General features: G+C 73.1%; 22 protein-coding genes and 1 pseudogene. 7 read left to right on the forward strand and 16 right to left on the reverse strand.

Going from position 1 to position 26,501, the window contains the following annotated elements; all coding sequences use genetic code 11:
- Window positions 1-201: 201 nt before the first annotated feature.
- Both ACZ6JS_RS23845 and ACZ6JS_RS23850 read right to left on the reverse strand, forming a co-directional pair.
- A complete protein-coding gene (locus ACZ6JS_RS23845) occupies window positions 202-996 on the reverse strand; it encodes a 3-hydroxybutyrate dehydrogenase (RefSeq protein WP_469300720.1) in 795 nt (264 codons plus the stop codon).
- A 1,179-nt stretch (window positions 997-2,175) separates the two neighbouring features.
- On the reverse strand, window positions 2,176-2,814 hold the full coding sequence (locus ACZ6JS_RS23850) for an HAD family hydrolase (RefSeq protein WP_469300722.1): 639 nt from the start codon (window positions 2,812-2,814) through the stop codon (window positions 2,176-2,178).
- 374 nt (window positions 2,815-3,188) lie between these two features.
- Here ACZ6JS_RS23850 and ACZ6JS_RS23855 point away from each other — a divergent pair, with 374 nt between their 5' ends.
- Window positions 3,189-3,734: an AAA family ATPase gene (locus tag ACZ6JS_RS23855; RefSeq protein ID WP_469300723.1), complete on the forward strand. Its 546-nt coding sequence runs from the start codon at window positions 3,189-3,191 to the stop codon at window positions 3,732-3,734.
- Window positions 3,735-3,748: 14 nt separating this feature from the next.
- On the opposite strand, the pseudogene ACZ6JS_RS23860 reads toward ACZ6JS_RS23855, so the two are convergent.
- From ACZ6JS_RS23860 to ACZ6JS_RS23870, 3 genes and pseudogenes are all read right to left on the reverse strand, one after another.
- Window positions 3,749-4,071 (reverse strand): annotated as a pseudogene (locus ACZ6JS_RS23860) (transposase family protein); the annotation flags it as partial.
- 503 nt (window positions 4,072-4,574) lie between these two features.
- Window positions 4,575-5,150: a hypothetical protein gene (locus ACZ6JS_RS23865; protein ID WP_469300725.1), complete on the reverse strand. Its 576-nt coding sequence runs from the start codon at window positions 5,148-5,150 to the stop codon at window positions 4,575-4,577.
- A 146-nt stretch (window positions 5,151-5,296) separates the two neighbouring features.
- Window positions 5,297-6,904, reverse strand: coding sequence for a hypothetical protein (locus tag ACZ6JS_RS23870; protein WP_469300726.1), 1,608 nt, complete (start codon window positions 6,902-6,904; stop codon window positions 5,297-5,299).
- A gap of 416 nt (window positions 6,905-7,320) precedes the next feature.
- Here ACZ6JS_RS23870 and ACZ6JS_RS23875 point away from each other — a divergent pair, with 416 nt between their 5' ends.
- On the forward strand, window positions 7,321-7,662 hold the full coding sequence (locus ACZ6JS_RS23875; RefSeq protein WP_469300728.1) for a hypothetical protein: 342 nt from the start codon (window positions 7,321-7,323) through the stop codon (window positions 7,660-7,662).
- A gap of 678 nt (window positions 7,663-8,340) precedes the next feature.
- On the opposite strand, the gene ACZ6JS_RS23880 is transcribed toward ACZ6JS_RS23875, so the two are convergent.
- From ACZ6JS_RS23880 to ACZ6JS_RS23890, 3 genes are all read right to left on the reverse strand, one after another.
- On the reverse strand, window positions 8,341-9,387 hold the full coding sequence (locus tag ACZ6JS_RS23880; RefSeq protein ID WP_469300730.1) for a methyltransferase: 1,047 nt from the start codon (window positions 9,385-9,387) through the stop codon (window positions 8,341-8,343).
- 59 nt (window positions 9,388-9,446) lie between these two features.
- A complete protein-coding gene (locus ACZ6JS_RS23885) occupies window positions 9,447-10,277 on the reverse strand; it encodes a helix-turn-helix transcriptional regulator (RefSeq protein ID WP_469300732.1) in 831 nt (276 codons plus the stop codon).
- Window positions 10,278-10,588: 311 nt separating this feature from the next.
- The gene (locus ACZ6JS_RS23890) at window positions 10,589-11,527 is read right to left on the reverse strand and encodes a class I SAM-dependent methyltransferase (protein ID WP_469300734.1); all 939 of its coding nucleotides are present in this window, start codon (window positions 11,525-11,527) and stop codon (window positions 10,589-10,591) included.
- A gap of 527 nt (window positions 11,528-12,054) precedes the next feature.
- Between ACZ6JS_RS23890 and ACZ6JS_RS23895 the strand changes: the two genes are divergently transcribed.
- Window positions 12,055-12,498 carry an RICIN domain-containing protein gene (locus ACZ6JS_RS23895; protein ID WP_469300736.1) on the forward strand — a complete coding sequence of 148 codons (444 nt, stop codon included), beginning with the start codon at window positions 12,055-12,057 and terminating at the stop codon, window positions 12,496-12,498.
- Window positions 12,499-12,632: 134 nt separating this feature from the next.
- Here ACZ6JS_RS23895 and ACZ6JS_RS23900 read toward each other — a convergent pair whose 3' ends face one another.
- A complete protein-coding gene (locus ACZ6JS_RS23900) occupies window positions 12,633-13,301 on the reverse strand; it encodes a class I SAM-dependent methyltransferase (protein WP_469301049.1) in 669 nt (222 codons plus the stop codon).
- Between the two features lie 411 nt (window positions 13,302-13,712).
- Between ACZ6JS_RS23900 and ACZ6JS_RS23905 the strand changes: the two genes are divergently transcribed.
- Entirely contained in the window at window positions 13,713-14,552 is an 840-nt protein-coding gene (locus ACZ6JS_RS23905) for an SDR family oxidoreductase (protein WP_469300738.1), read from the forward strand.
- A 100-nt stretch (window positions 14,553-14,652) separates the two neighbouring features.
- Here the strand turns inward: ACZ6JS_RS23905 and ACZ6JS_RS23910 are convergent, their stop codons facing one another.
- The gene (locus ACZ6JS_RS23910; RefSeq protein WP_469300740.1) at window positions 14,653-15,345 is read right to left on the reverse strand and encodes an HAD family hydrolase; all 693 of its coding nucleotides are present in this window, start codon (window positions 15,343-15,345) and stop codon (window positions 14,653-14,655) included.
- A 47-nt stretch (window positions 15,346-15,392) separates the two neighbouring features.
- On the reverse strand, window positions 15,393-16,571 hold the full coding sequence (locus ACZ6JS_RS23915) for a L,D-transpeptidase (RefSeq protein WP_469300742.1): 1,179 nt from the start codon (window positions 16,569-16,571) through the stop codon (window positions 15,393-15,395).
- 426 nt (window positions 16,572-16,997) lie between these two features.
- Between ACZ6JS_RS23915 and ACZ6JS_RS23920 the strand changes: the two genes are divergently transcribed.
- Complete coding sequence (locus tag ACZ6JS_RS23920) at window positions 16,998-17,504, forward strand: GNAT family N-acetyltransferase (protein WP_469300744.1); 507 nt, start codon at window positions 16,998-17,000, stop codon at window positions 17,502-17,504.
- 75 nt (window positions 17,505-17,579) lie between these two features.
- Window positions 17,580-18,569 (forward strand): NAD-dependent epimerase/dehydratase family protein, encoded by a 990-nt coding sequence (locus ACZ6JS_RS23925; RefSeq protein WP_469300746.1) that lies wholly within the window; start codon window positions 17,580-17,582, stop codon window positions 18,567-18,569.
- A gap of 29 nt (window positions 18,570-18,598) precedes the next feature.
- On the opposite strand, the gene ACZ6JS_RS23930 is transcribed toward ACZ6JS_RS23925, so the two are convergent.
- The 3 genes from ACZ6JS_RS23930 to ACZ6JS_RS23940 all read right to left on the reverse strand — a co-directional run bounded on the left by ACZ6JS_RS23930 (window position 18,599) and on the right by ACZ6JS_RS23940 (window position 22,916).
- Complete coding sequence (locus tag ACZ6JS_RS23930; protein ID WP_469300747.1) at window positions 18,599-19,456, reverse strand: class I SAM-dependent methyltransferase; 858 nt, start codon at window positions 19,454-19,456, stop codon at window positions 18,599-18,601.
- 351 nt (window positions 19,457-19,807) lie between these two features.
- Window positions 19,808-21,835 (reverse strand): prolyl oligopeptidase family serine peptidase, encoded by a 2,028-nt coding sequence (locus ACZ6JS_RS23935; RefSeq protein WP_469300749.1) that lies wholly within the window; start codon window positions 21,833-21,835, stop codon window positions 19,808-19,810.
- 31 nt (window positions 21,836-21,866) lie between these two features.
- Window positions 21,867-22,916, reverse strand: a complete 1,050-nt coding sequence (locus tag ACZ6JS_RS23940) for an AI-2E family transporter (protein WP_469300750.1) — start codon at window positions 22,914-22,916, stop codon at window positions 21,867-21,869.
- 208 nt (window positions 22,917-23,124) lie between these two features.
- Here ACZ6JS_RS23940 and ACZ6JS_RS23945 point away from each other — a divergent pair, with 208 nt between their 5' ends.
- The gene (locus ACZ6JS_RS23945; protein WP_469300752.1) at window positions 23,125-24,429 is read left to right on the forward strand and encodes an MFS transporter; all 1,305 of its coding nucleotides are present in this window, start codon (window positions 23,125-23,127) and stop codon (window positions 24,427-24,429) included.
- Between the two features lie 20 nt (window positions 24,430-24,449).
- On the opposite strand, the gene ACZ6JS_RS23950 is transcribed toward ACZ6JS_RS23945, so the two are convergent.
- A complete protein-coding gene (locus tag ACZ6JS_RS23950) occupies window positions 24,450-24,623 on the reverse strand; it encodes a hypothetical protein (protein WP_329105831.1) in 174 nt (57 codons plus the stop codon).
- Window positions 24,624-24,989: 366 nt separating this feature from the next.
- Window positions 24,990-26,501, reverse strand: a complete 1,512-nt coding sequence (locus ACZ6JS_RS23955; protein WP_469300753.1) for an alpha/beta hydrolase — start codon at window positions 26,499-26,501, stop codon at window positions 24,990-24,992.

Below are 26,501 nucleotides of genomic sequence, written 5' to 3' on the forward strand. Positions count from 1 at the left end.
CGGCTCCTCGACGCGGGCCCGGTGGGCCGGTGGTGGGTACACCTCGATTCTTGGCGCCGGCCCGGGGCGGAACTTCCTCCGCCAGGACGAAAGAGGCATCAACCTCCAGAGGGAGAAGCACCTTGACAGGCCATTACATTTGTCATCCCACGTCACGCCACGGCTGGTGCGCACGGTGGCGGCGCGGGCTCCGCGCTCCGCTCACGCCGCGGTCCAGCCACCGTCCAGGGGGATCGAGGCTCCGGTGAGGTAGCCGGTGTGGGGGCCGCAGAGCCACAGGACGGCGGCGGCCACCTCCTCCGGTTCGATCAGCCGTTTCACGGCGGAGCGGCCTAGCATCACCTCGGTGACGACGCGGTCGGCGTCGATGCCGTGAGCGGCCGCCTGGGCCTCGATCTGGCGCTCCACCAGTGGGGTGCGGACGTAGCCGGGGCTGACGCAGTTGCTGGTGACACCGTGCGGGGCTCCTTCGACGGCGGTCACCTTGCTCAGCCCTTCGAGGGCGTGCTTCGCCGTTACGTAGCCCGCCTTGTACGCGCTGGCGCGCAGGCCGTGCACGCTGGAGATGTTCACGACGCGGCCCCAGCCCCGGCCGTACATGTGCGGCAGGATCCGGCGGAGCAGGAGGAACGGGGCGTGGACCATCACCCGCTGGAGGAGTTCGAACCGGTCCGGCGGGAATTCGGTCAGCGGCGCAACGTGCTGGAGTCCGGCGTTGTTGACCAGGATGTCGACCTCGGCGGGGAGTTCCCGGACGGCGGCGGCCTGCGCCAGGTCGACCACGTGGGCCCGGCCGCCGATCGACTCGGCGGCGGCCCCGGCCGCCGCGGCGTCGACGTCGACCACGTGCACGTGGGCCCCGGCAGCGGCGAGGGCGGTGGCGCACGCCTGCCCGATCCCGCTTCCGGCCCCGGTGACCAGGGCGGTACGGCCCGCCAGGTCGATGCCTGCGGCGGCGGCTGTCCCGTGGTGGTCGGGAGGGATGGGGCTCGTCATGGCGGGAATCATCGGCGAGGCCGGGGCCCGTTCCCATGTGCGCGGACACCACAGTCCGCCGGCGGGATGTGTCGGCCGGGGCCTTCTCAGGAGGTGGGCGGATACGGTGGCCGGGCGCGCAGCGCGTACGGGCGGGAGGGTGCGCAGTGCCCGAACGGCACAGCCCGTACACGCCGTTCGGACCGTCCTGGTCCTCCCGGCCCTCCTGGCCCTCCTGGCCCTCCTGACCCTCCCGGCTCCGGGGAGCCCGCGTCACCGGCCCCGACTTCGCGCCCGCCGCCGGCGAGCGGGCCCGCCCGCCGGCCGAACGCACCGTCAGAGGCCGGACGTTGCGTGCGCGGTGCGGATGACCTCGGTCCCGACGCTGTCGACGCCACCGTACGAAACGCAGATCAGCCCTTCGCTTCGCGGACGTCCTTTCCCTGCTCGGCGAACGCCTTGAAGACACCGTGATTTGGCTGGATTATCCCCAGCGCGTCATCATGCCGCGCATCCTGCGCCGGTCCCTTCGGCGCACCGTCAAGCGCGAGGTTCTCTTCGGCGGCAACAGGGAAACCTGGGTGGGCTGGTTGAGCCGGGAGCATCCAGCCTGGTGGGCTTGGTCCCAGCACCGCGACCGCCGCCGCGAAGTCGGGCGTCGTGTCCGCGACCCGCGTTCGCGCCTCTCCTGACGGTCCGCTTCGGGCACCCCGAAGAGGCCGCGGACTGGCTGGTGTCCCTCTGACCGGCGAATAACCTGCGCCCGCTGGGACCTGTCCCGCCAATGGCCGGGCTCCCGCCCGAACGGTTCTGACAGCGGACCGGCGCTGGCGGAGTGTGTTGCGGCAATGCGGCGAAGCCGAGCCGCGCCCCGCCTTGCGCTCGTGGCCAGCTTGGCGGCAGCACGTAGGAGCCGTTCAGAGCGGCTGCGCCGTCTTCCGCCGTCTACCGCGGCTTCTCCGCCTCAGCCGACCGCCCGCTGCCCAGAACGCCATCGGGCGCGAGGGGGGCTGCCGTGAGCAGATCCCCGCACGCGCGTCCGGTCTGCCCGGCCCGCGGGGTGGTGGGAGCCCGGCACCACCGTCGAGACCGTCGCCGACTCCTACCGCCTTGCCGGCAGAAGGGCACGAGCGGAGCAGACCACAGCGGGCTGGGCGACCACTTCAATACCCGTCCGGCAGCCGCCGAAAGCAGCCGACGTCACGCGAGCGGAATAGGCTCTGGGACCAAGGGCCCGGCGCCCAAATGAGCCACGATGCGCGTGATGGTGCGGGCGTTGTCCTCGAACAGGTGCGCCTGCATGCCCGCGGCCTTGGCGGCCTCGACGTTGACTGCCACGTCGTCGATGAACAGGCAGTTCTCCGGCTGCACGTTCAAGCTGGCGCATGCGGCCCCAAAGGCACGCAGGTCGGGCTTCTCCATGCCGATCTCGTGGGAGTAGACGATCTGCTCCACCAGTTCGTCGAAGCCGTACAGCGCCGTCTCCCGCTCCCGGGCGCCGACGAAGCTGTTGCTCAGGATGCCCAGCCTGCAACGTCCCTGCAGCCCGCGCACATAGTCGATGAGCTCCTCGTTCGGCGTCCCCAGATATTCCGTCCAGAGATCAGCCATGAAGGCTTCCCTCTGCGGGGCGTCGAGCCCCAGACGAACCGCCACCTGCTCGTGGACCTCTCGCTCGCTGATGCTCCCGACGCTCCCAGCTCGCCACACGTCGCGCATCCGCTCATGCACAGTGCCGATCGGCAGCTCCAGGCGCTCTTCCCACCGTTGCACCCACCCGGTTTCCGGCGTGATCTCCAGCACGCCGCCGATGTCGAGAATGACGCAGGTCGCGGCCACGCGAACTCCCCCTCTTGTCCCTGACCAGCGCGCGCAGACCGCCCGCTCATGTGATCGACAGAGACACTGTCGTCTCCCCCTCCGGGACGAGGTCAAGAGATCTTCGAAGCTTGTGACAGCCCTGTCGCAACCCGCCGGCCCGACTTGTCGGGAACGGCAAGGTCGGGGTGCTCAGTTGCTGAGGCCGACGGCCCCGGCGAAGCGCCGGCGATCTCCTTGTCACGACTTCGCCAACACTGCACGACTCGCACCTGGACGTTGGCGTCACCCCGTCGGGCGGTGACGATCCGCCCAGCGCTGACGGCCAGGGCCTGGCTCCTTGATCCGCGCACATCTGGTTCGCGCAGTTCGACCCCCGGTGGCAGGGTGCCGTTATGGATCAAGCAGAGGTATTGCTCATCGGAGGACGCGCGGGCGTCGGCAAGACGACAGTGGGGTGGGAGGTCTCGGCGCTTCTGCGCGCCGCGAGAGTTGCTCACTGCGTCGTCGAAGGCGACTTCATGGGGCAGGCACATCCTGCGCCGGAGGGGGACCCCCGGCGCAGAAAGATCGCGGAGCGCAATCTGACGGCACTCTGGTCGAACTACGCCGAGCTCGGGTACCGGCGCTTGATCTACACGCACACGGTGAGCGTGCTGGCTGAGAACGAGCACATGTTCCAGCGCGCCATGGGTGCGGATGTCAGGATCGTGCGGGTTGTGCTCACCGCCTCCGACACCACCGCTCGTGAGCGGCTGACCGGTCGGGAACTGGGCTCGGAGCTGGAGCAGGAGCTGGAGAGCAGCGCCCGTAAGGCGCGGATTCTGGATGAGCAGACGCCTCTGGACACGGTGCGGGTGGCGACCGACGGGCGTTCAGTGGTGGACATAGCGCGCGAGGTGCTGGGCGCTACCAGCTGGCTGCCCAGCACCTGCGGTTAGTTCCTCGTCGCTCATCAGCGTCGGGTCCACATCAGGACGGCAGCGAGGTGGAGTGCGGCCTGATAGGCGATGGCGAGCCTGTCGTCGGCGTGGCCAGACCGCGCCACTGCTCGAGCCGGTCGATGCATCGGTCGACCGGGTTGCGCTGCTTGTATGCCTCGGCGTCGAAAGCGGGCGGGCGGCCGCCGGCGCGGCCGCGCCGCAGCCGGTGGCCGGCCTGGTCGCAGGGCCGGGGGATGGGATGACTGCGCGGATACCGCGTCGGCGGAGGCGACTCCGCGCGCGATGAGTACGCGCGGTCCGCGAGGACGGCATCGGGTCGCGTCCTCGGCGTTCCGGGTGGCCGTAGAGCCGGTATCCCGCAGGGCTCCGGTCGGTTGGCGGGACGATGGAGCGTGTCGCTGTCCATGCCCCCGGCCTGGTGTCTCCCCCACGGGTCTCGGCCAGGGCAGAGCTGTCGCAGGAAGTGATCGAAGCCAGACCGATGCGGGTGGGCGGGGTCCTGCGCGCCGACGGTGCGCCGGCCCCCGCGAGGGCTTGCGACCGGCCCCCTGGGTGACCACGCCGGTTGCAGTTCCCGCGGGGCAGGCCCCTGTCCGGCAGTGCTACCGGAACGGCGGCAGGCCGCGCGAGGCCTCGGTGGTGCGTGCCGTCCGGGAGTGCGTGCAGGCGGTGCTGCGGGACGGCACGGTGGGCCTGGCCCCGCTCGGACACCACCTGTCCGCGGAGTTGGCCGTAGTGCCGCTGAGCGACACGCCGCCCAGCCGGGGCGTGGCGGCGTGGCCCTGGAGGCGGCAGCAGCCGTTGATCCGACCCTTCATCGAGGCCGCGAGCCCACCGTCACGGAGCACCGGCGACCGGCCCGGCAGGCTCGGCCCGGCCCGGCTCGCCGCCCTCGCCCACCTCGGCGTGCGTGGGGCGCAGCAGTGCCCGGGATCCGTCGGGGGCCGGCCCGGTCCATCCTCTGTCGGCATTGGGGCGCGGCGTGGTCTTCGTGTCAGGCCGACGGATGATGTCGTCGTCGCCTGCCCGGCGGGGGACGTAGGAGAATCCCTCACCGGTGTCCGGGTCATAGCGAACGACCGAGCCGTTCCTTCGCAGCATGTCCTGCCAGGAGGCCAGCCGGGCCTCATCCGTGTCGGTCAGCTCCTTGCCGGCGCGGCGCCGGCCCTCGGCCCGGAGCATCGTCAGCGGGTAGGCCCAGCGGTGTTCCTCCTTCACGAACCAGGGGATGAGGTCGTCGTCCCGCACGATGCGCCGGTCGAGTCCTCGCCGGCGCCGGAAGTTGCCCCACATCGACACGACGGTCTCGATGTTGTATTTGCGCCGGTACTCCTCGATCATCCACTGGTACGTGCGCCCTTCCTCGAACCATCGGATCACCTCCGACTCGTCCTGGATCTTGCGCTTTCCCATGGAACCCGCCCCTGCCCGATCTTGGTCACGTGACACTTGCACGCTACAGGGTCCCCGCAGGCGCCGGCCGGGCCCGCAGGACGGGCGGGAGCAGGACGAGGACGGCACCCGGTCCGGGCGTGCGCCAGGGATCCCGGCCGGGACGGTCAGTGCCGGGACCCCGGGCTCTCGGAGTGCTGCCCGGCCGCACGTCCCGAGCGGCCGCCGGGGGCGGTGCCGGGCGGCCGGTCGGTCGCCGGGGTCCCGGGGCGTGCGGCGGGCCCCAGGTAGGCGCGGTAGCCGTCCCTCCCCGGCAGCTCCGGCAGCTCGTACGGGCGCCAGGTGCGGGCCCACGCGGGTACCGGCGCGCCACCCGCGACCAGCACGGCGGTCGGCCGGGTACGCGCGAGGGCGGCCAGGGCGGCGGCGCTGATACTGCCGTCGTGGCCGCCGTAGAGCTGGCGGGAGGCGCACCCCGTGCGGAAGGCGACCCGGACGGCCTCCTCACCGCTGATCACGCACGGCGCACGCAGGCCCTGGCCGCGCAGCGCCTCCGCCACGGCGCCGAAGGCCGTGTGGGTCGTGCGGCTGCGGGCGGCCAGTTGGGCGGTGACCATCAGCTGGAGTGTGAGGTGCGCGGCCATCGCGAGGCAGAGGGTGCCGAGGAGGACGGGCCTGGGGCGGGCGGCCTCGAACAGCCGGATGAGGGCCACGGCCACCGGCAGCGAGAGCAGCGCGTACGTGGGGAGGAGGAACCGGGGAGCGGCGTACCCCACGAACAGCAGGTAGGGCGCCGCCATCGACAGCCCGGTCGCGGCGGCCGCGGCCGCCGCGCGGCCCTGCGTCCGGCCGCTCCGGTGGGCGAGGGCCACGCCTGCGGTGGCGAGCAGGGGCAGGGCCAGCCACCACAGGGAGGTGACCGGCTGGGTCCAGGGGATGTCGCAGGGGCGGCACAGGGTGCGGCCGCCGAGAGCGCGCAGGTGGTTGCCGAACGAGGGATTCCAGCCGAGGCCGCCCTGGATCTCGCCGGCGCGGTGCAGGCGGGTCAGGAGGCCGCCGTAGTCGAGCCGGGCCTCCACCACCCAGGGAGCGGTGCCGAGTACGGCTCCCGTCGCGAGCGCCACCAGGCGGCCGGGCTTGTTCGGGCCGGGCAGCAGGGCCGCCGCGCAGGCCGTGGGGAGGACGAGCCATACCGCGTCCGAGGGCCGCATGAGCGCGGCGAGGGCGACTGCGGCGGCGATCCCGACGAGCGCGTGGCGGTCGCCCGGATCGCGGGCGGCTCTCAGGACACAGCCCGTGGCCGCCAGCGCCGCAAGGGCCACCCAGAGGTTGGGCATGGCCTGCGGGCCGTAGAACAGGCTCACCCACAGTCCGGCGAAGAGCGCTCCCGCCAGAGTGAGGACGCGCAGGGGCAGCAGCGTGCGCCATGCCCACAGCGCCGTCAGGAGCCCCGATGCCGAGAGCAGGGCGAGGGATACCCTCAGGGCGGGCACGGAGGGGGTGAGCGTCACGAGGGGGGCCACGAGGTAGCTGATTCCGCGGGCGCGCGGGGCGCTGAAGAACGCGGCGGGGGTCTCCGGCGAGACCTGGCTGACGTAGACGGTCTCGTCCCACCCGAGCCCGGTACCGGGCACCATGAACGCCATCTGGGCCAGCGCGTAGGCGGTGGCGACGGTTCCCAGCACGGCGAGGTCCTTGCGGCGCGGCCTGTGCGGGAGGGGCTCGGTGCGGTCATCCGGTGGGCCGGGGGCCGTGACGGAGCGTTGTGCGGCCATGGGCCGGACCTCCGTAGGAGCGGTGGCAGAAGCACCGCCACGCTCGCGCGTGCGGTGCCGCTGCGCCAGTCGGCTCGGGCACCCGGCTCAACCGGGGTGGCGGAGACCGGACACGACGCGCCACTGTGCGGGCCCTGGCGGACGACCGGACGGCCTGGCCGGCGCTCACTCGGTGGCCCAAGGGGTGGGGGGGGCATCACGGGCTGCCGCGGCGGCGACGGCGGACCGATACGGTGGCGATTCCTTCACGGTCCGCTGCACCCGAGGGCCTGTTCGGGCGATGGGATGAGCGGCTCCGGGCCGGGCTCGCGCCAAGGTTGCGGCCTCGGATCCTGAATCCCGCTCACGTATGCGGACCAGCCGTTCTGAGTATGTGCGCTCATGCGCACGCGCGCTCCGGTCGGTGTAGTGGGCTCATGAATGCGACCTCTGCTCCGAAGCCTCCGGCCGCACGGCTCCCGGGCCGGCCGTGGTGGGTGGCCCCTGCCCTGTTCACCGTGGCAGCGGCGCTGGGCGGTACGTGGGGCTACCGTTCCTCCCCGATCGTTCACGGGCCGACGTGGCTGGCCCTGCCGTACATCGTGCCGGCGGCGCTGGTGGCAGCCTCCTGGTGGCCGCCGTCGCGCACAGGCGCAAAGGCCCGCGGCGCGGTCCTGGGCGGGGTGGGCGCCTTCGCGGCCCTGGTGTACGCGCACCTGGCGACCTTCGTGCTGTATGCGGTGGCGTTCGTGCTGTGGGGTTTTCAGGGTGGTGGCTGAGGCGAGGCGTCCGGTGCGCCGCGCCTCGTCTCCGAGCTGCGGATCACCGCACGGGGGAGAATACGAGGAACCGGGAACGGCGAACGGGGAACGGGGGCAATGGACATGAAGTACCTGGTGATCGCGGGAATCGGTCTCGCCTGGGGGCTCTTCCAGATGTGGCGCGGCGGTGCGTTCGGCGGCAGGCCGGCGCAGCGTCGGCAACGTTCCCGATCGCGGAACGGCGACGGGGTCAGCTTCTCCTGGGGAAACGATGCGTCCTGCGGTGGCGGATCCTCATGCGGTGGCGGCGGAGGCGACTGATGCCCGACACCTGACCGCGCTCGCCCACGCCGGCGTGCCCACGCCGGCGTCGACCCGGCCCGGTCGGCCGAGCCGAAACCTGGAGGCGGCGGCGATCCGCTGCATGGACTGCCGACCGCCGCCATGCCGAGCCTCGCCGCGGGGCCGGCCCTGTGGTGCTGGTCCTGCGGGGCCACGGCGCGTGAAAGACCGCACCAGCGTCGGAGTCATCGGGCGACACGACCATCGCGTGATCCGACTGCGGCAGCAGTGCAGCCGGTTCAACAGTGCGCCGCCGCCGGCTGCCCGCTGTGCGGAGCGGCCGAGCGTGTACCGGGATGATCTCCGACTCCGAGACGGCCGCCAGGGCCACCTGCGCGCGTACGCGGTGTGTGGTCAGCCGGCCACTGCCTCGATCAGGCAGTAAGGGGCGGCGTCCGCGAGCGGTGTGACCGACGTGACGCGCAGGGCCGCCCGGCGGCACACCTCCTCGAAGTCCGCGCGGGTGCGCTCCCTGCCGCCTACGTTCACCATCATGTTGAGGTCGCTCAGGTAGGTGCCCTCGTCATGCGTGCCGACGACCTCGGGAAGCACTGGCTCCACGATCAGGACCACGCCACCCGGCGGCAGCACCCGGCGGCAGTGGCTCAGGATCGTGACCGCCCCGGCGTCCGTCCAGTCGTGCAGGATGCTCTTGACGAGGTACACGTCGGAGCCCTGCGGGACCGACTGGAAGAAGTCTCCGGCCAGGAGGGAGCAGCGGTCCTCCAGCCGGTGCCGCGCCAGTGTCTGGGCAGCCTCCGCGAGGCCGTCTGCGGTGTCGAAGACCACGCCGTGGAGACCTGGGTTCGCTTCGAGGACGGCGGCCAGGAGGGTGCCGTTGCCTCCGCCGACGTCCGTGACGGAGGTGAAGCGGCTGAAGTCGAAGGCGTGCGGCAGGACCGCGGCGGTCTCGGAGACGACTTGGCTCATGGCCGCGTTGAAGTCCGTGGAGAGTTCGGGGTGTCGGGCGAGGTGACTGAAGAAGTCCGTGCCGAAGACGGAATCGAACGCGATCTCTCCCGTACGGACGCTGCTGTCCAGGTGCTCCCAAGCGCGCACGATCGCCGGATCGGTGAACATGCGGACGAACGACGCGAGGGAGTCGGGGTGATCGGAGCCGAGGAGCGCACCCGCCGGTGTCACCGAGAACGTGTCGGGGGCGTCTTCCGCGAGCAGGCCGAGGGCGGTCAGTGCGCGCAGGAGGCGTGTCGTGGGCTGGAGCGCGGTCCCGGCTGCGCCGGCCACCTCGGCAGCCGTGCGCGGCCCCTCGCCGATCTGTTCCACGACCTCCAGGCGGACCGCCGCGCGCAGGGTGTGCGCGGCCATGCTCCCGAACGCGAGCCGGACGACGAGCTCCCGGCCTGCCGCCGTCTGTGCCGCTGGGACACCGGTGTTCATCACAGGTCTTGCTTCCTTCCTTCGGAGGTCGACCGATCACCGATCGGTCTGGACACGGACGGTCAGGATTCGGTGGACGCGGTCAGGCCGGCCAGTGCACCGGGCGTGCACCCGGCGAGGGCCTGGACGTCGCGGTGGAGATGGGGCTGGTCGGCGTATCCGCACGCCGCGGCAACGTCGCCGGCCCGCTCGCCGGCGAGGAGGGCCCGAGCGGCGTGGTCGAAGCGGACCAGCATGGCAGCGCGCTTGGGGGTCAGGCCGACCTGGGCGCTGAACCTGGCCCAGAGCCGCTTGCGGCTCCATCCGCAGGACGCGGCCAGGTCACCGACCCGCACCCGGCCGCGACCGGACACGATGGCGTCCCAGGCGGCGGCGACCTCGGCCGCCATGGGCGGGGCCCCGGAGGCCCGCCGTCTGAGGAATCCGTCCGTGAGCGCGAGGCGCTCCTGCCAGGACGCGGTGTCGGCCAGCTGCTCGCGCAGCAGCCGAGCGTGCCGCCCCCAGAGGTCGTCGAGGCCGGTGATGGAGCCGTCCAGTTCACGTGGGGGAACGCCCAGCAGGGCGTAGGCGGCCCGGGGTGACAACGCCACCTCGACGCATTCGACGCCCTCACCGCGGATACGGGCCGGACCTGGTGACAGGGAGGCGACGAGACCCCTCAGCGGCCGGTTCCCGGAGGTGCTCTCCACCGTGATCGGTCCGGCTCCGAGCCCGATGACGACGATCACGGCGGGCTGCGGCAGCACCCGCATGTCCAGCCTGCTGCCCGTACGGTCCCGGAACCCGGCCATCCGCACGCCGTCGAGAGAGGTGCCGCCCAGGGGGCGGGCGACCTCCCAGCGGTGGTCAGCAGTGTGCTCCTGGGGCGCGGCCCCTGCGTCGTCTCCGGACATGCGTCCAGGTTCGCGGGAGTCGCCGGCACTTGTCTTGGACAAAAGTTCCGCAGGGGGGTTCTGCGGCGGTTCCGCGGTGAGGGCAGCGGGCGCCGGGAGGACGGAGCCGCATCGCCGCAGCACCCGTACGCCTACCGCACACCGCACTCCGCACTCCATGGCGACAGGGCTCGTGCAACTCTGCGGCGCGCGGCCGATGCGGCTGCGCCGCCCCCCGGACCGGATCCGGCCCGGGGGGGGGCTCAGCCTCTCCGTATCGCCGTTGCCGTGTCTGCCTCTGCGTGTCGGACCCTCGGTGCCACCCTTCGGTGTCAGCCCCTGCGGCGGCGGTTCCGGGCGACGATCGCGCGGGTGACCACGGGCGGGAGCAGGTCCTTGGCCAGCTTGCGCCAGCGGGCACCGCGCCTGGGCGCGGCGGCGGGAGGGGCGGGGACCGGAGCCGGTTCCGTACGCGGCGCGGGGTGCAGCGGCTGCGGAGCCTCGGGCGCCGCCACGCCGTGGTCCCCGATGCGTACCAGAGGGCGGCCGTCGATCACGTCCACGCCGTGCCAGAGGTCGGTGCGCCCCTCCAGCCACGCGAGGAGTGCTGCCTGGTGGGGTGCCGGGTCGCCCCAGGTCGCGTAGAGCTTCGAGGCCGAGACGCAGATGGGGTTCAGTCCGCCCGTGACCACGGCCGTCCAGACGGCGGCCGCGACGCCCGGGCAGTGCTCGGAGCGGTAGTCGTCGAAGACCACCACGGCGTCCGGGGTCGCCACGAGACGTGAGGACGCGATGTCGGTGACGACGTGCTCGTAGAGGTGCGAGGCGTCGACGTGCACGAATCGGCAGCTCGTCGGCTTGACCCGGTCGGCGACGACCGAGGTGGGGGCTTGGATCAGTGTCGGCAGCGCCTCGTGGAAGGCCAGGTAGTTCGTCTCGAAGCCGCGCCGTGTGAGCGTGGGGTAGGAGCTGCGGTTCTCAGCGACGTTGAAGTCGTCCGTCGCGGGCGAGTCGAAGAGGTCGCAGACGGTGAACCCCTCACCGGGCCGGAGGTACCGACCGAGGAAGATCGCGCTCTTCCCCATGAAGGCGCCGAGCTCCAGCAGGTCGCCCGGCTGCCCCCCACCGGTGTTCTGGCGTGTCAGGAACCAGTCGAAGAGCACCTGGTCGTACGCCGAGAACCAGCCTTTGACCTCGCCGTACGAGGTGGGAACGGGCGGGGCCGGCTCGCCGTCGGGGGTGGTGACGGAAGCCTGCGAAACATGCGACACGGAGAGTCATCCTCCAGCGAAGTGGCATCGGTTTTCACGCTGATACCCGGCCGGGTAACGGCACCCTAAGCCCTGGGCGGACGTGTGACGAGACATGCGCGGAATCGGCTGTGATTTGTGCCTGGGGCCCTGGCGTGTGCTCGGATCCCGGTCCGGCGGGGCGGCCGCTTCGCACCACCGGGTCGGGATCCGCGGTACCGCGACCACGCGGCCCCGGTCCGCCGGCTCTCCCCGGACCGGCACGAGTCTGCGAAGTCGCCCGGGCAACCCGACGCTTTGCTCCCACAGCGCATTGTGCAAAGCCCCTCCGTGGCACGGGCGGTCTCCTTGATGGCGCCGATTAACCCTGATCAAGGGGCCTTTCAGGCCCTATCATGGTGATCGTTCCCGCCCAGGGGGCGACGTGAACGGACCAGTCACGTTCATACAAGCGAAGACATCACATGTGGGGGAAGACATTGAAGATCAGCACCAAGCTTGCCGCCGTGGCAACGTCGGGCGCGGCCATCGTTTTGATGACCCCGTCCGTGAGTCACGCGGACACCTGGATGCTGGTGGTGAACCAGTACACCGGCCGCTGCCTCGAGATCGCGGACGGCAGCAGCGCCAACGGCGCGCGGGCCCAGCAGTGGAGCTGCAACGGCCAGAGTGCGGCGAAGTGGCGCGTCTCGTGGATCGACAGCGAGCGCACCTACTTCAAGCTCGTCAACAAGGCCAGCGGCAAGTGTCTGGAGATCGAGAACTCCAGCCGGGCCGACTACGCGTATGCCCAGCAGTGGGCATGCAAGGCCGGCGTCAAGGGACAGGTCTGGGGCTGGGGGACGAACGGCCGGCTGGTGAATGCCGGCAGCGCCAGGGATCTGACGGTCAAGGGCAACAGCAAGGCGAACGGCGCCCGCGTCTGGCAGGACGGGACGTGGGGCAGCGTCGGCCATGCCTCCCGCTGGAACCGCCTCCCCGGCGGTAACTGAACGATCCCGACCCCATCCCTGTGCCAGGGGGGCGGCTCCGTCGGAGCCGTCCCCCTTCCCGGGCCGGGGGCGGCCGCCGCGCGACATGCGGGACCGCACGGTCACGTACACGGAGCGCGCCGGGCGCAGGGTGATCACACGGGGACGGTCTGGGTGATGCGCCACAGCCTGCGCGGGAGGCCGCCCTCCTCGAACGCGTGGACCTCCTCAAGGCTCCAGCCTTCGGCCAGCGCATCGACCAGGTCCCGGGAGAAGAAGTGGACGGCGAAGCCGCCGTGCTCCCAGATGTCGTCCCCGTGCCCGGTACCGGCCCGGTAGTGCGCGTCCGCGGTGTGGCGAACGGTGTAGACGAAGGCGCCGCCCGGCCGGAGCACACGGCGGACCTCCGCGACCAGGCTGCGGATCTCCTCGGTGGAGAGGGCCATGCACAGCAGCATGTGCGCGAACACCGCGTCCACCGAAGCGTCCGCACGGGGAAGCGGCTCGCGCACGTCGTGGACGGCCGTGGTGATCCGCTCTGCCACCTGCTGCGCGGCGCCGGCCGCGCGCAGTTGCTCCAGTCCCGCCGGGCTGAAGTCGGTGGCCAGCACGGAGAAGCCCTCGCGGGCGAAGTACAGGGCGTCGCGCCCGTGCCCGGCGCCCAGCTCGAGCACCTCGCGCGCACCGGCGGCCCGGAACACCGCGGCGGCGTGCACGGCCGGCGCGGACGGCTCCTCGCCGTACATCCGGGGATGCTCACCATAGGTCTGCTGCCAGTGCTCGCGCTGCGCCTCGGGCAGCTTCTCCCGTCCGCCCTCCGACATGTTGCTGACGCCCTTCTCTCCGCCCACCGGGTACGGGGGCAGCCTAGGAGATGCTGTCCGTCCTCTCGCCACGCCGGCCGTGCGCCTCGCGGACGAGGGGTGGTCGGGGGGTGGTGGGTTCGCTTCACGAGAGCTGCTGGACGGTGCGCGAGCACGGGCAGGCCGCCGCCCACGGCGGGCTCCGCTGCGCCCCGCCCCCCGCCGGAGCGCGGGGCCGGAGCCGCTTGACGTGAACGAAGCCGCGGGCTGACGCCGGACAGTGGCCGGCGGTGGGCGGGGCGCGCCGCGTGCCCGTACGTACGCCTGCGCACCTCCGCACGCCCCTGCGGGAGTGGTGACCGTTCGCCCGCTCGCCGGGACCATGACGGTCGGCACCACAGTCCGAAAGCGATGCAACGTCACGGGGGAACGATGGGACGACGCTGGCTGGTCACGGGATGCTCCTCGGGCCTGGGACATGCGCTGGCCACCGCCGCGGCGCGGGCCGGGGACGAACTGGCGGTCACCGCACGCAAGACCGCCGACCTGGAGGACCTCGCGGCGGCCTGGCCGGGCCGCATCGTGCCGATCCCGCTCGAACTGCGGGACGCCGCCTCCTGCGAGGAGGCCGTGCGTCGCGCCGCTGACCGTATGGGAGCCATCGACGTGCTCGTCAACAATGCGGGCGTCGGGCTGTTCGGCGCGGTCGAGGAGGTGTCGGACGCCGAGCTGCGCGACCAGTTGGAGACCCTGGTGGTGGGGCCGTGGCGGCTCGCCCGCCTCGTGCTGCCGCTGATGCGGGCCCAGGGGCACGGTCACATCGTCAACGTCTCCTCCGTCGGCGGCCGCATGGCGTTCCCGGGTCTGGGCGCCTACGTCGCCGGCAAGCACGCGCTGGAGGGCATGAGCCAGGCCCTGGCCGTCGAGGGCGCCCCGCACGGCATCCGCGTCACGGTGATCGAGCCGGGCATGTTCGCCACGCGCTACGGCACGTCCATGACGGAGGCCCACCGGCGGATCGCGGCCTACGACGTGACCAACCGCGAGATGCTCGAGGGCGCGCGGGGCCTCGCGGACAACCCGGGGACCGGGCGCCCCGAGGACTTCGCCGCGCACGTCCTGGGCATCGTCGCGGCGGAGGGCCCCACGCCCCTGCGGATCCCGGTCGGCGAGGACGCGTACGGCTACCTGGAGCTGGCCGATGAGGCCTGGCGCGAGGAGTTCGCCGCGGCCCGGATCCTCACACAGGGCCCTCCCCCGCCATCGGCCTGACAGGGGCGGCCCCAGCGGGTGAGGACGACTTCGGCTGCGAGTTCTGCGACGGGCCGCGTACCTCCCGGTGGAACCGTCGGCGTCGGCCCGGACCCGGCGGCTACCCCAGCAGCTCCAGAAGGGGTGTGAGGCCGTGCGGCCGCCGGTCGGCCGGCAGGTGGTCGACGAAGTGCACCGGGCAGCCGAGCGCCGCGGCGCCGCCGTCCGCGGTGCGGTCGTCGCCGACCATCAGCACCTCGGCGGGCGGCAGGCCGAGGGCGTCGCAGGCGGTCCGGAAGATCAGCGGGTCGGGCTTCTGGACGCCGAGCTCGTAGGAGAGCACGTACACGTCGACCAGCTCGTCCAGGCCGTGCCTGCGGAAGATCGGCCGCAGGTCCCATCCGATGTTGCTCACGACGGCCACGGGGACGCCCCGTCGCCGCAGCTCGCGCAGCGTCGGCGCGGTGTCCGGGTAGGGCCGCCAGGCGGCCGCACTCATGTGGCGGTCGTAGAGCGCCTCGGCCAGCTCCGGCGCAGGCAGGCCGGCCGCCAGCGCCAGGCCGCCGTACGCCGCCCGGTGCTGACCGGCGCTCACGTCCCGTTCGGGCCAGAGGGCTTCGAGGTGTGCGGGGATCCGCCGGGGCGCGCCGCCACCGGGCAGAGCGCCGTACTCCGTCAGACGCCCCGCTGTCTCGCGGAACTCCTCGTCGGACAGCCGGATGCCGGCTGCCGCCAGGCCCGCGCCGAGCCACTCCTCGGTCGACTCGATGCGCAGCAGCGTGCCGGAGAAGTCGAACATCACTCCTCTGATCATGCGGTGATCCTAGGCCAGGATGCCGGGCCGGGTCCCGGGTGTCCCGGTCAGGTGGTGGGGTGCAGGCGGGACGGCGTGAGCGGTGAAGTGGGCGGGGTCGCGTCCACGTTGGCCAGCGCGCTGCCGGCCAGCCAACTGCGCCAGTCGACGTTCCAGTCGCCGAAGCCGTTGCCGAAGGGGGCCATCTTCTCCCCGCCGCTGTTGACCACCTCCACGATGTCGCCCTCGCGAACCGTTTCGAAGAACCAGGCGGCGTTCTCGGTGCTCATGCCCGTACAGCCGTGGCTGACGTTCTCCTCGCCCTGCGCCTCGACCGACCACGGCGCGGCGTGGATGTACTCGCCGCTCCAGGTCACCCGGGTCGCGTAGGAGACGGGCAGGTCGTAGAACTCCTTGGTGCCGCGCTTGATGCCGACGGTGTCGCCGCGCATGCGCACCTTGGACTCCTTGCGCAGGACGACCTTGATGCCGCTGCGGGTCCTGAACCCCTCCTTGCCGGTGGTGACCGGGATCGTCCTGATGACGCGTCCGTTGCGGCGTACGGTCATCCGGTGGGTGGCGGAGTCGGTGACGGCCTCGATCCGGTCGCCGATGGTGAACTGCAGGTCCTCGGAGGGGCCGCCGTAGGCGTGGTCGCCGACCTCGACCCCGTCGAGTCCGCTGCGGACGCGGACCACGGTGTGCGCGGGCCAGTACGTGCGGGGCCGGTAGTGCAGGGTCGAGGCGTCGACCCAGTGCCAGGCGCCCTCGACGTGCGGCTCCGAGGTCACCTCCAGCGCCTGCTCCAGCCGGGCGCGCGCCACGGGGTCGCCGGCGGGGACGGGCCGGCTCAGGGCGGCCGTCACGATCTCCCCGGCGCCGTACGTCCCGGGGCCCGGCCCGAACTCGACCGTGAGCCGGCCCCCGTCCGCGGGCGGCGCGGTCCGGAAGGCCATGGTCACGCCGACCGGGCTGCCGGCCGCGTCCTGCGCGCCGACCTGCACGGTGTACGTCTCCCCCGCCCGCAGCGACTCGGTGTTCAGCCAGCGGTCGCCGTGCGGGCCGAGTTCACCGGAGAGGTGGCGGCCGTGCCCGTCGCGCACGGTCACGTCCGTGATGCGGCCCGGTTCGGTGAGAGTGATCTCCAGGGGCCCGCCGGCGTCGGTGGGCAGCCCCTCCGCCCAGGCGGCGTCGGCGACGGCGGGCTCCTCGAGTACGGATCCCCTGCCGCGAGCGGTGGCCCGCACCCGTTGCTCCTGCCAGCCGTCGCAGAGCCCGCGCCGGAACAGCCGGGCAGCACACCGCCCTTCACCTGCCCCGTGGGCTCCTTCCAGCACTCTCCCCACCAGGAGGGTGACCGCCGCTTGTCCCGGGCGACCGTTCGGGGCCGGGTCCGCGGTGTGCGCATCGGGGGTCCGGCCGGGCGCTGCGGCGACGACCAGCATGGCCCCCGTCACCGCAGCCACCGCGCCCCATGCCTTGATCGGTCGTGTTCGTCGCATTCGTGGCATAGGCGTATCAAACCGATGGGGAGCCAACCTGATGATCATGCGCTCGGCTCTGGGGCCGAACGGGCACCGGAAGTGAACTCGTACGGAGCACACCCGCCGCGGTCCGGGCGGGTCCGCGGAAACCCGCGTGACGCCGGGCGGCTCCGTGCGGACAATGCCCCCATGCCCGTACGCGTGGTACATCCGGACGAACTGACCGCTCTCCAGGACATCGAGAGGGCAGCCGGGCGCTGCTTCCGGGACATCGGCATGCCGGAGATCGCCGACGACGAACCGCTGTCGCTCGCCGAACTCGCCTCCTACCGCAGGGCGGGCCTCGCCTGGGCGGCGGTGGACGGGGCCGACGCCCCCGTCGCCTACCTGATCGCCGAGCGCGTCGAGGGCAGCCTCCACGTCGAGCAGGTGTCCGTGCACCCGGGCCACGCCCGCCGGGGCATCGGACGGTCCCTGCTGGAGCACCTGGCGGCGGTCGCGGTGGGCGAGGGCGTGCACGCGCTGACGCTGACCACCTTCACCGAGGTCCCGTGGAACGCCCCGTACTACGTGCGCTGCGGTTTCCGCCCGCTCGGCGAGGACGCGCTCAATCCCGGCCTGCGGGAGATCCGCGCGCGGGAGGCGGCCCACGGCCTGGACCGGTGGCCTCGCGTGTGCATGCGGCGCGACCTGTGAGGCCCGGGAACCCCCGTCCTTCGCCGACCGCGAACCGGGGTCGCGGTCGCACCAGCGGTGTGCTGGGGTGGACGGATGGATCTCCTGATATTGGGCGGGACCGCGTGGCTGGGTCGTGAGATCACACGGCAGGCGGTGGAGCGCGGACACGGCGTGACGTGCCTGGCGCGCGGCGAGAGCGGTGAAGTCGCCCCCGGTGCGCGGCTGGTGACGGCGGACCGGAAGGACCGGTCGGCCTATGAGGGTCTCCTGGACCGCGACTGGGACGCCGTGCTGGAGGTGTCCTGGCAGCCGGCGTTCGTCCGCGACGCGCTCGTGGCGCTCGCGGAGCGGGCCCGGCACTGGACGTACGTCTCGTCCGTCAGCGCCTACGCCGACCACAGTGCGGTCGGCGCCGACGAGTCGGCCGCACTCCTGGCGCCCACCGAGCAGCAGTACGTGGGGCGGGAAGAGTACGGGGAGGCCAAGGTCGCCTGCGAGGCTGCCGTGCGCGCGGCGGTCGGCGACCGTCTCGTCGTCGCCCGGGCGGGCCTGATCGGCGGCCCTGGCGACCACTCCGGGCGCTCGGGGTACTGGGTGGCCCGCGCAGCGCGCACGGTGGACCAGCCCATGCTCGTACCGCACTCCCCCGGCCTGCCGACGCAGGTGGTGGACGTACGCGACCTCGCGTGCTGGATGCTGGACCTCGCGCAGGAGGGCACGGTCGGGACCTTCGACGCCGTGGGGCCCCTCGTGCCGTTCGACGAGTGGGTCGAGCTCTCGCGCCGCGTGGGCGGCCACACGGGGGACGTCGCCGAGGCGGACCCGCAGTGGCTCCTGGACCGGGAGGTCGCGCCGTTCATGGGGCCGGAGTCGCTGGCCATGTGGATGCCGGACCCGCAGTGGGCGGGCTTCAGCGCCCGCAGCGGAGCCGCGGCGCGCGCGGCCGGGCTGCGGCACCGACCGCGGGCGGAGATGCTCGCGGACCTCCTGGAGTGGGAGCGGGCCGAGGGCCTGGACCGCTCCCGCCGGGCCGGCCTGAGCACCGGCCGGGAGCGCGAACTCCTCGCTGCGCTCGGGGGTTGATTCCGGCCGCCCCGCGACCGGATCCCGGCTCAGCGCCGCGGTCTGGTGGCGACGGCGGCCCCGATGCGGAGGGTCCGGGCGTACGTTCCGCGGGGGTCGTGGTCCAGGAGGGCACGGCGCAGCTCCGTCTCGAAGGCGGCCGTGCGGTCGCCCAGTACGGCGGGGCAGGACGAGGGGAAGGAGAGCTGGAGGCCGACCACCTCGTCCACGGTGTGCCGGACGGGCTGGTCCCACCGGTGTGTCTCGACCCGGGAGAGCGGTGACTTCGCGAGGATGTCGCCCGGATCCTCCCGGTCGTCGCCGCAATCCCGGTCGTCGCGGTGGTCCCGGTCGTCCCGGTCGTCGCGGTGGTCCCGGTGGTCCGGGTCGTCCCGGCCGGGTCCCCCGTGCCGGGCGGGTCCGAGGAAGCGTTCGCGTACCTCCTCGACCACGCTAAGCCAGGCCGGCCGCGGACCGCCGACCCGGTGCAGGTACTCGACGACGGCGACCCCGCCCCGGGGCGCGAGCACCTCGTCCAGGTCGGCCAGGACCCGCCCGCGGTCCATGCGGCGGAAGGCCCCGCCGATGACGCACAGGTCGATCCGGGGCAGGCACAGCCGGGTGAGTCGGGCGTCGTCGCCGCGCAGCCACGAGATGTTCGCGATGCCGCGTTCCTCGGCGAGCCGTGTGCCCTCGGCGAGCATCGCCGGCTCCGGATCGACGGCGTACACGTGGTCGGCGAGGGAGGCCAGGGGCAGGCCGAGCGTGCCGGGGCCGGCGCCGAGGTCCAGCACGGTCTGGGAGCCGTCGAGCGCGAAGCGGTCCGCGAGCAGGCTGTGGAACTCCCGCGGGTACGGGGGGCGGTAGCGGGCGTAGTAGGGGGCGGCGGACGCGAACGGGGTGCTCATGGGGTCCTCCCTCCGGGGTTGCACCCGCCGATCGTGGAGCACGCAGCCGGCTTCCGCGTCCGTCAGGCGTCCCGAATCCCCCGAACGGATGTCTGCGTGGGGCCCCGGGACGCCGTTTTGCCGCCATCCGGTGTTCCGGGGGCGTTCCCCGGGCGTTTGTGTTCCTGCGCCGGAAGGCGCTTCGGTGCGAGGGCCCGCCGGCGCGAGCCGATCGAGTCGGGGTCCGACTCGCCGGTCTCAGCGCCGAGACCCTCCTCCCCCGGGCGGGCCTCGGCCGGCGCCGCTTCCGCGGCGCTGGGTCCCCGGGTGGCGACGGGCCGGGCGCGCGGGTGTGCGCCCCCGGCCTCCCGCTCAGTTCGCCGGGGTCAGGCGCTCCCACAGGAAGGTGTGGACGAGGGCCTCGTTGAAGGCCGTCTGCCGGTGGTCGGTGGCGCCCGCGTGGCCGCCGCCGAGGTGCTCGTGGAAGAACACGGGATGACCGGCCTCGCGCAGCCGGGCGGCCATCTTGCGGGCGTGCCCCGGGTGGACGCGGTCGTCGCGGGTCGAGGTCAGCAGGAGCAGCGGCGGGTACGCGGGCCCGTCCGTCCGGATCCGGTGGTACGGGGAGATGCCCTCGAGGTGGGGCCGGTCCGCCGGGTCGTCGGGGTCGCCGTACTCGGCGATCCAACTGGCCCCGGCGAGCAGTTTGTGGAAACGGAGCATGTCCAGCAGCGGCACGTGCGCGACGACCGCGCCGAACAGCTCCGGCTCGCGGGTGAGCATCGCGCCCATGAGGAGTCCGCCGTTGCTGCCGCCCTCGATGCCCAGCTGGGCCGGGGTGGTGATGTCCCGGGCGACGAGGTCCCGGGCCACGGCGGCGAAGTCCTCGTACGCCCGGATCCGGTTCGCGCCGAGCGCCGCCCGGTGCCAGGCGGGCCCGTACTCGTGCCCGCCCCGGATGCCGGCGACGACGTAGGTGCCGCCGCGCGCGAGCCACGCGCGGCCGGTGACCGCGCTGTACGAGGGGACCATGGAGATCTCGAAGCCGCCGTACCCGTAGAGCAGGGTGGGGCCGGGGCCGGACCGCTCCTCGGGGCCGACGACGAAGTAGGGGACGCGGGTGCCGTCGGCGGAGGTCGCGAAGAACTGGCTCACGGTGAGACCGGCGGTGTCGAAGAGCGCCGGGCTCTGCTTGACGGGCTCGCTCTCGTCCTCGCCGCCCGCCGTGCCCCGGTAGAGGGTGGAGGGCTGGAGGAAGCCGGTGACGATGTGGAAGTACTCGTCGCCCACGTCCGGGTCGGTGCAGGTGACCGAGGCGGTGGACAGCTGCGGTACGCCCGGCAGCGGTGCCCGGTGCCAGCCGCCGGCGCCGGGGGTGAGCAGCTCCAGGCTGGAGGAGACGTCGGCCCGGGTGCCGAGGATCAGGTGGTTGCGGGTCCAGTTGTATCCGGCGAGCGCGGTGCGCTCGTCCGGTGTGAACAGCACTTCGGCCTGCCGCGCCCCCGCCAGGAACGCGGCGAAGTCGAAGGCGAGCAGGCTGCCCGCGGGGTGGCCGAGCCACGGCGTCTTGGTGGTGACGGTCAGCCACTCCCGGTGGACGGAGGCGGTCGCGTCGTCCGGTACGTCGATCTTCACGGGCGGGCCGGAGGCGTCCTCGGGCAGGAGGAACAGCTCCTGGTTCCAGAAGTCGATCTGGCGGTGGACGAAGTCCCGCTCGAAGCCGGGGGTGTCGTCGTGCCATCCGGACGCGGACAGGTCGCCGGGGCGTCCCTCGTAGACGAGCTCGGCTTCTTCGAGGGGCGTGCCGCGGCGCCAGCGGCGCACGTGGAGCGGGTAGCCGGACGTGGACATCGAGCCGGCACCGAAGTCCGTGCCGATCCAGACCCGGTCGTGGTCGATCCATCCGATCCGGGTCTTCGCCTCGGCGACCGCGAACCCGTCCGTGACGAACTCCAGGGTCTCCAGGTCGAACTCGCGCACGACGCAGGCGTCGGCGCCGTCCCGTGAGAGCAGGACCAGCGCGTGCCGGTGCTCGGGGGCCAGGACCCTGCTGCCGGCCCAGGCCCACTTCTCCCCTTCGGCCTCGGCCAGCGCGTCGAGGTCCAGGAGCACCTCCCAGGCCGGGCGGTCCGTGCGGTACTCCTCGAGCGTGGTGCGCCGCCACAGGCCTCGGACGTGGTCGGCGTCCTGCCAGAAGTTGTAGAGGTGGCGGCCGCGCCGGACGACGTGGGGGATCCGGCCGTCGTCGTCCAGGACCTCGCGCATCTCCTGCTCGAGCACCTTGAAGCCGGGGTCGCCGGTCAGCGCGTCCACTGTCTCGGCGTTGCGCTCCCGGACCCAGGCGAGGGCGTCCTCGCCGGATACGTCTTCCAGCCACAGGTAGGGGTCTTCATCGCTCATCAGGCGATTGTGCAGGAAGCGACCGGCGCGGTCACCCGCCCGCCGTGCGCCGGGCCTCGCGCAGGGCGGAGTGGACCGACCAGACGACGGAGACCAGCGGGACCGCTACCACGGCGCCGACCACGCCGGCGGCGATCGCGCCCGCTACCACCGAGATCGCCACGACGAGCGGGTGGAGGCGGACCGCCCGGCTCATCACCAGCGGATGCAGCAGGTGCCCCTCGATCTGTCCGATGACCACGATCAGGGCGACGACGATCCCGGCGACCAGCGGCCCCTTCGCGGCGAGGGCGACGACGGCGGCGACCGCCAGGGCGACCGGCGACCCGATGAGGGGGATGAAGGCCGCGAAGAACTCCAGGAGCGCCAGCGGGACGGCCAGCGGGACCCCGAGGAAGTACAGGGCCAGCCCGACAAGGACCGCGTTCGTCGCCGCGACCACGACGATCCCGTGGGTGTACCCGGTGAAGGTGCGCCAGCCCGCGCGCCCGGCGGTCGTCGCGCGCTCCCGCGCCGTCTCGGGCAGCTGCTCGCAGAACCACGCCCACTGCCGGTCGCCGCCGTGGAGGAAGAAGAACGAGCAGAAGACCGCGAGGGCGAGCACGGTCAGGACGTGGACGAGCCGCCCCGCTCCGCTGACCGCCTGGCTCAGCACCGTGGAGCGGTGGCTGGAGAGGTACTCGCCGACCCGGGACTCGACGTCGGAGAGCGCCTCCGGGTTCAGCCGGAAGGGCGGCTTCTCGAGCCACGCCTCGATGCTGGCCAGTCCCTCGCGGAACTCCCGGGCCAGGGTGGTGCTCTCCCCCGCCACCGCCTCGCCGACCAGTGTCAGCACGCCCAGCAGGAGCAGGGCGCTGCCCATGAGGGTGAGTGCGACGGCAATCGTCCGGGGCACCGCCCGGGCCAGATGCCGGGTCGGCACCCACAGCAGCGCGGTGACCACGAGGCCGAGGAAGACCGCGACGGCGATCTCGTGGAAGCGGCCGAGCAGGGCGAAGACGACGTAGACGGCGGCGCCGACGACCAGCAGGCGCCAGGCGTACGACGCGGCCGTACGCAGGAACGGTGACACCGGCGGCATGGTCCATGGGTGCCACGGCGGGCCCCCGGCGCCACGCGCCGCGCCCCTGATTCGCCCGTCCGGGGCAGGTGGCGGGCGGCGGGGCGGATTCCCGGCAGGGCCCGGCGGGGATCCGGCACGGGTCCGGCACGGGCCCGGCGGGGATCCGGCACGGGCCCGGATAAAACCCTTTGCCGGGGTCGGGGGCGGCCGCGCACGATGGCCTCCCGTGAGCACTTCCCGATGGGCCGCCGTACTGCCCGACCTCGCCCCATGGCGTTCCAGCCGTGACTTCCGGCTGCTCTTCTACCAGGGCACCGTGACGTACTTCGGCTCCTTCATGGCGATGATCGCGCTGCCGCTGCAGATCAAACACCTGACGGACTCGCCGCTGGCCGTCGGTGCGATGGGCGCGGTGGAGCTGGTCCCGCTGGTGGTCTTCGGGCTGTACGGCGGCGCGCTGGCGGACGCGGTCGACCGGCGGCGGATGATCCTGCTGACCGAGGCGGCGCTCGGGGTGCTGGCCCTGGTGCTGCTGGTGAACGCACTGCTGCCGGATCCGCTGCTGTGGCCGCTGTACGTGGTCGCGGCGGGCGTGTCGGCGCTGGCCGGGCTGCAGCGGCCGGCGCTGGACTCGCTGATGGCGCGGATCGTGCCGCACGACCAGCTGACCGCCGCGGCCGCGCTGAACGGGCTGCGCTACCAGTTCGGCGCGATCCTCGGCCCGGCGCTGGCCGGCCTGGTCGTCGCCTACGCCGGTCACGCCTCGGCCTATGCCGTCACCGTGGCGGGCTTCCTCGGCTCCGTTGTGCTCTGCTCGCGGCTGAACCCGGCTCCGCCCGTCGAGGGCGCCGAGCGTCCGTCGCTGCGCGGGATCGCCGAAGGCGCCCGCTATGCCTGGAGCCGGCCCGTGCTGCTGGGGACGTACGCCGTGGACCTGGCGGCGATGTGCTTCGCCTTCCCGAACACGATCTTCCCGTTTCTCGCGGACGAGCTGGACGCGGTGTGGGCGCTGGGTCTGATGTACGCGGCGGGGGCTGTGGGCTCGATGCTGCTGGGGCTGACCAGCGGCTGGGTGTCCCGCGTGCGCCGGCACGGGCTGCTGGTCGTGGCCGGTGCGACGGTGTGGGGCCTGGCGATCGCAGCGGCCGGCGTGGCGCCCGGCATCTGGCTGGTGCTGGCCTGCCTCGCCGTGGCGGGTGTCGGCGACATGCTGAGCGGGCTGGCCCGCGCCACGATCTGGAACCAGACGATCCCCGAGGAGCTGCGCGGCCGGCTCGCGGGCATCGAGGTGCTCTCGTACAGCGTGGGCCCGCAGCTCGGCCAGGTCCGGGCGGGCACCGCGGCCGGCTGGACCGGGACCCGGCCGGCCTTCTGGAGCGGCGGTCTGGCCTGTGTGGCCTCGGTGGCGGTGCTCGCCGCGCTGCTGCCGAAGCTGATCTCGTACGACGCGGACACCGACGAGGACGCGCTGCGCCGCCGGGCCGCGCGGGAGGCCGAGCCGAGCGGTGCGGAGACCGGCACGGCGGTGTGACGCCGCCCGGGTGCGGGCCCTCAGCCCTCCTTCTCGGCGAGGATCCGGTCGGCCGCGTAGTGCGGGCAGTTCAGGGCGTGCCAGGTCACCGAGAGGGAGCCCGCCCCCGTCCGCAGCGTGCGCACCACCCCGTCGGCGGCGGTGGCCTTGCAGAACGGACACATGACGGTTTCCGGGCGTAGGAGATCGAACATGCCCAGTCCTTCCCGCAGGTTTCCAACACCGGACCTGTCCAGAACTATCAAATCCGGCGCCATTCGGCCGCAGTACCCACAAGTACGGATGGAGATTGGGTGACCTGGCCTCGTGGGAGCGGCAACGGGGAGCAGCACCGAACGGCCGTCACACCGGCAAGGGCCCTTGCAGCGACAGGGCACCCGGTGCCCTCCCGGCTGCGGACGGCCCGAGCGGCCGTCACCCCGGAGCGGAACGACGTCGTACGGGTTGCGCTGCGTCGCCGCGATGACGGCCGGAGCGGGCCCGGGATGCCGAGGGGTGGCGGCTCGACGGTCGCGCCGTCGTGGCGCCGTACCGGTGCCCGCCCGCGGGCGGCAGCGTGCTCAGTTCGCGCAGTAGGTGTCCCGGACGGGGCGCCGGCCTGTGGTGAGGAAGACGGTCACGGCCCGGTCGCCGCACGCGTTGCCGTTGCCGAGGTAGAGCCCGTGCCCGCCCTGCTCGACGGTCACCATGCGGGCTCGGTCGCCGAGGGCCTCGCGCATCTTCAGGGCTCCGAACAGCGGCGTCGCCGGATCCCGGCGGCTCTGGAGCATGAGGATGTTGGACGGCCCGTCGTCGGTGATGCGGGTGGGCGCCTCCTCGGGGGCGGTCTTCCAGAAGGAGCAGGGCAGCACGTTGACGGGCATGCCGGCCGTGAGCGGGTACCGGGCCCGGTCCTGCCGCACCTCCGCCCGGTAGGCGGCCGCGGACGTGTGCGGCCAGGCCACGTCGTTGCAGATGACGCCGACCGTGACGGCGGCGTCCTCGTCCCGGAGGGGCTGCGCGAGCTCGGGCGGGAGCGCGGGGGTTCCCGACGGGTCCTGGGCGGCCTTGACGAGTCGGGCGAAGCCGGGGAAGGCGGCGTCGCCGTAGAGGGCGTTCTGGAGGGCCTGGCGCAGCCCGTTGCCGGTCAGGGGCACGCCGGGCGTGGCCGACGGGCGCGGCTCCCGGTCGAGCCGGGTCGCGAGCGCGACGACCAGCGGTTCGACCTCCCCGGGCCGTGCGGCCAGGCGCAGGCCGTCCCGGTCCCGGTCGGGGTGGGCTGCCCAGGCTGCGAAGTCGGGGAAGCGCTCGTCGGCGCCGCGCGACATGTTCGCCAGCCAGCCGCGGGCGACCCGCTGCGGGTCGGGGTCGCCCGTGCTGTCGAGGACCCAGCGGTCGGTGCGCCGCGGGTACTTCTGCGCATACCCGGCCGCCACGTACGCCCCGTACGAGGTCCCCCAGGCGGAAAGTCTGCGCTCGCCGAGGGCCTCGCGGAGGCGGTCCAGGTCCCGGACCTGGTTTGCGGTGGTGAAACTGCGCAGTTCGGGGCCCCCGTTGCGGGCGCAGGCCTCGGCGGTGCGGCGGGAGCGGGCGGTGTTCTCCGTGATCTGCCCGTCCGGCCCCGGCCAGGACCGCAGGGTGGTCAGGTACCGGCCCTCGGACGGGAGTCCGCAGCTCGCGGTGGTGCTGGCGCCCACCCCGCGCGGGTCGAAGGCGACCAGGTCGTAGGCGCCGGCCAACTCCCGCTGGAGTGCGGCGCCCTTCTGTGCCAGGCGCTGCACCCCGGATCCGCCCGGGCCGCCGGGGAGGACGACGAGCGTGCCGCGGCGGGCCGCGGGGCGGTCGGTGAGGACGCGGGACACGGCGACGTGGATCTGCCGACCGTCGGGGTCGTCGTAGTGGAGCGGGACGGGCAGGACCGCGCACTCCTGGGCGGCGGGTCCGCCGGGTCGGGCGCAGGGCTGCCAGTCGAGCCGCGGGATCGCGGTGGCGGCGGACCGGGCGACGGCCGGGGCGGCGGTCGCCGTGAGGCCCGCCGCAACGGTGGTCGCGGCGAGGGCGAGGAGCAGGGCCTTCTTCGGGTAGGTCGTCAT

The organism is Streptomyces sp. NPDC046349 (assembly GCF_055587885.1).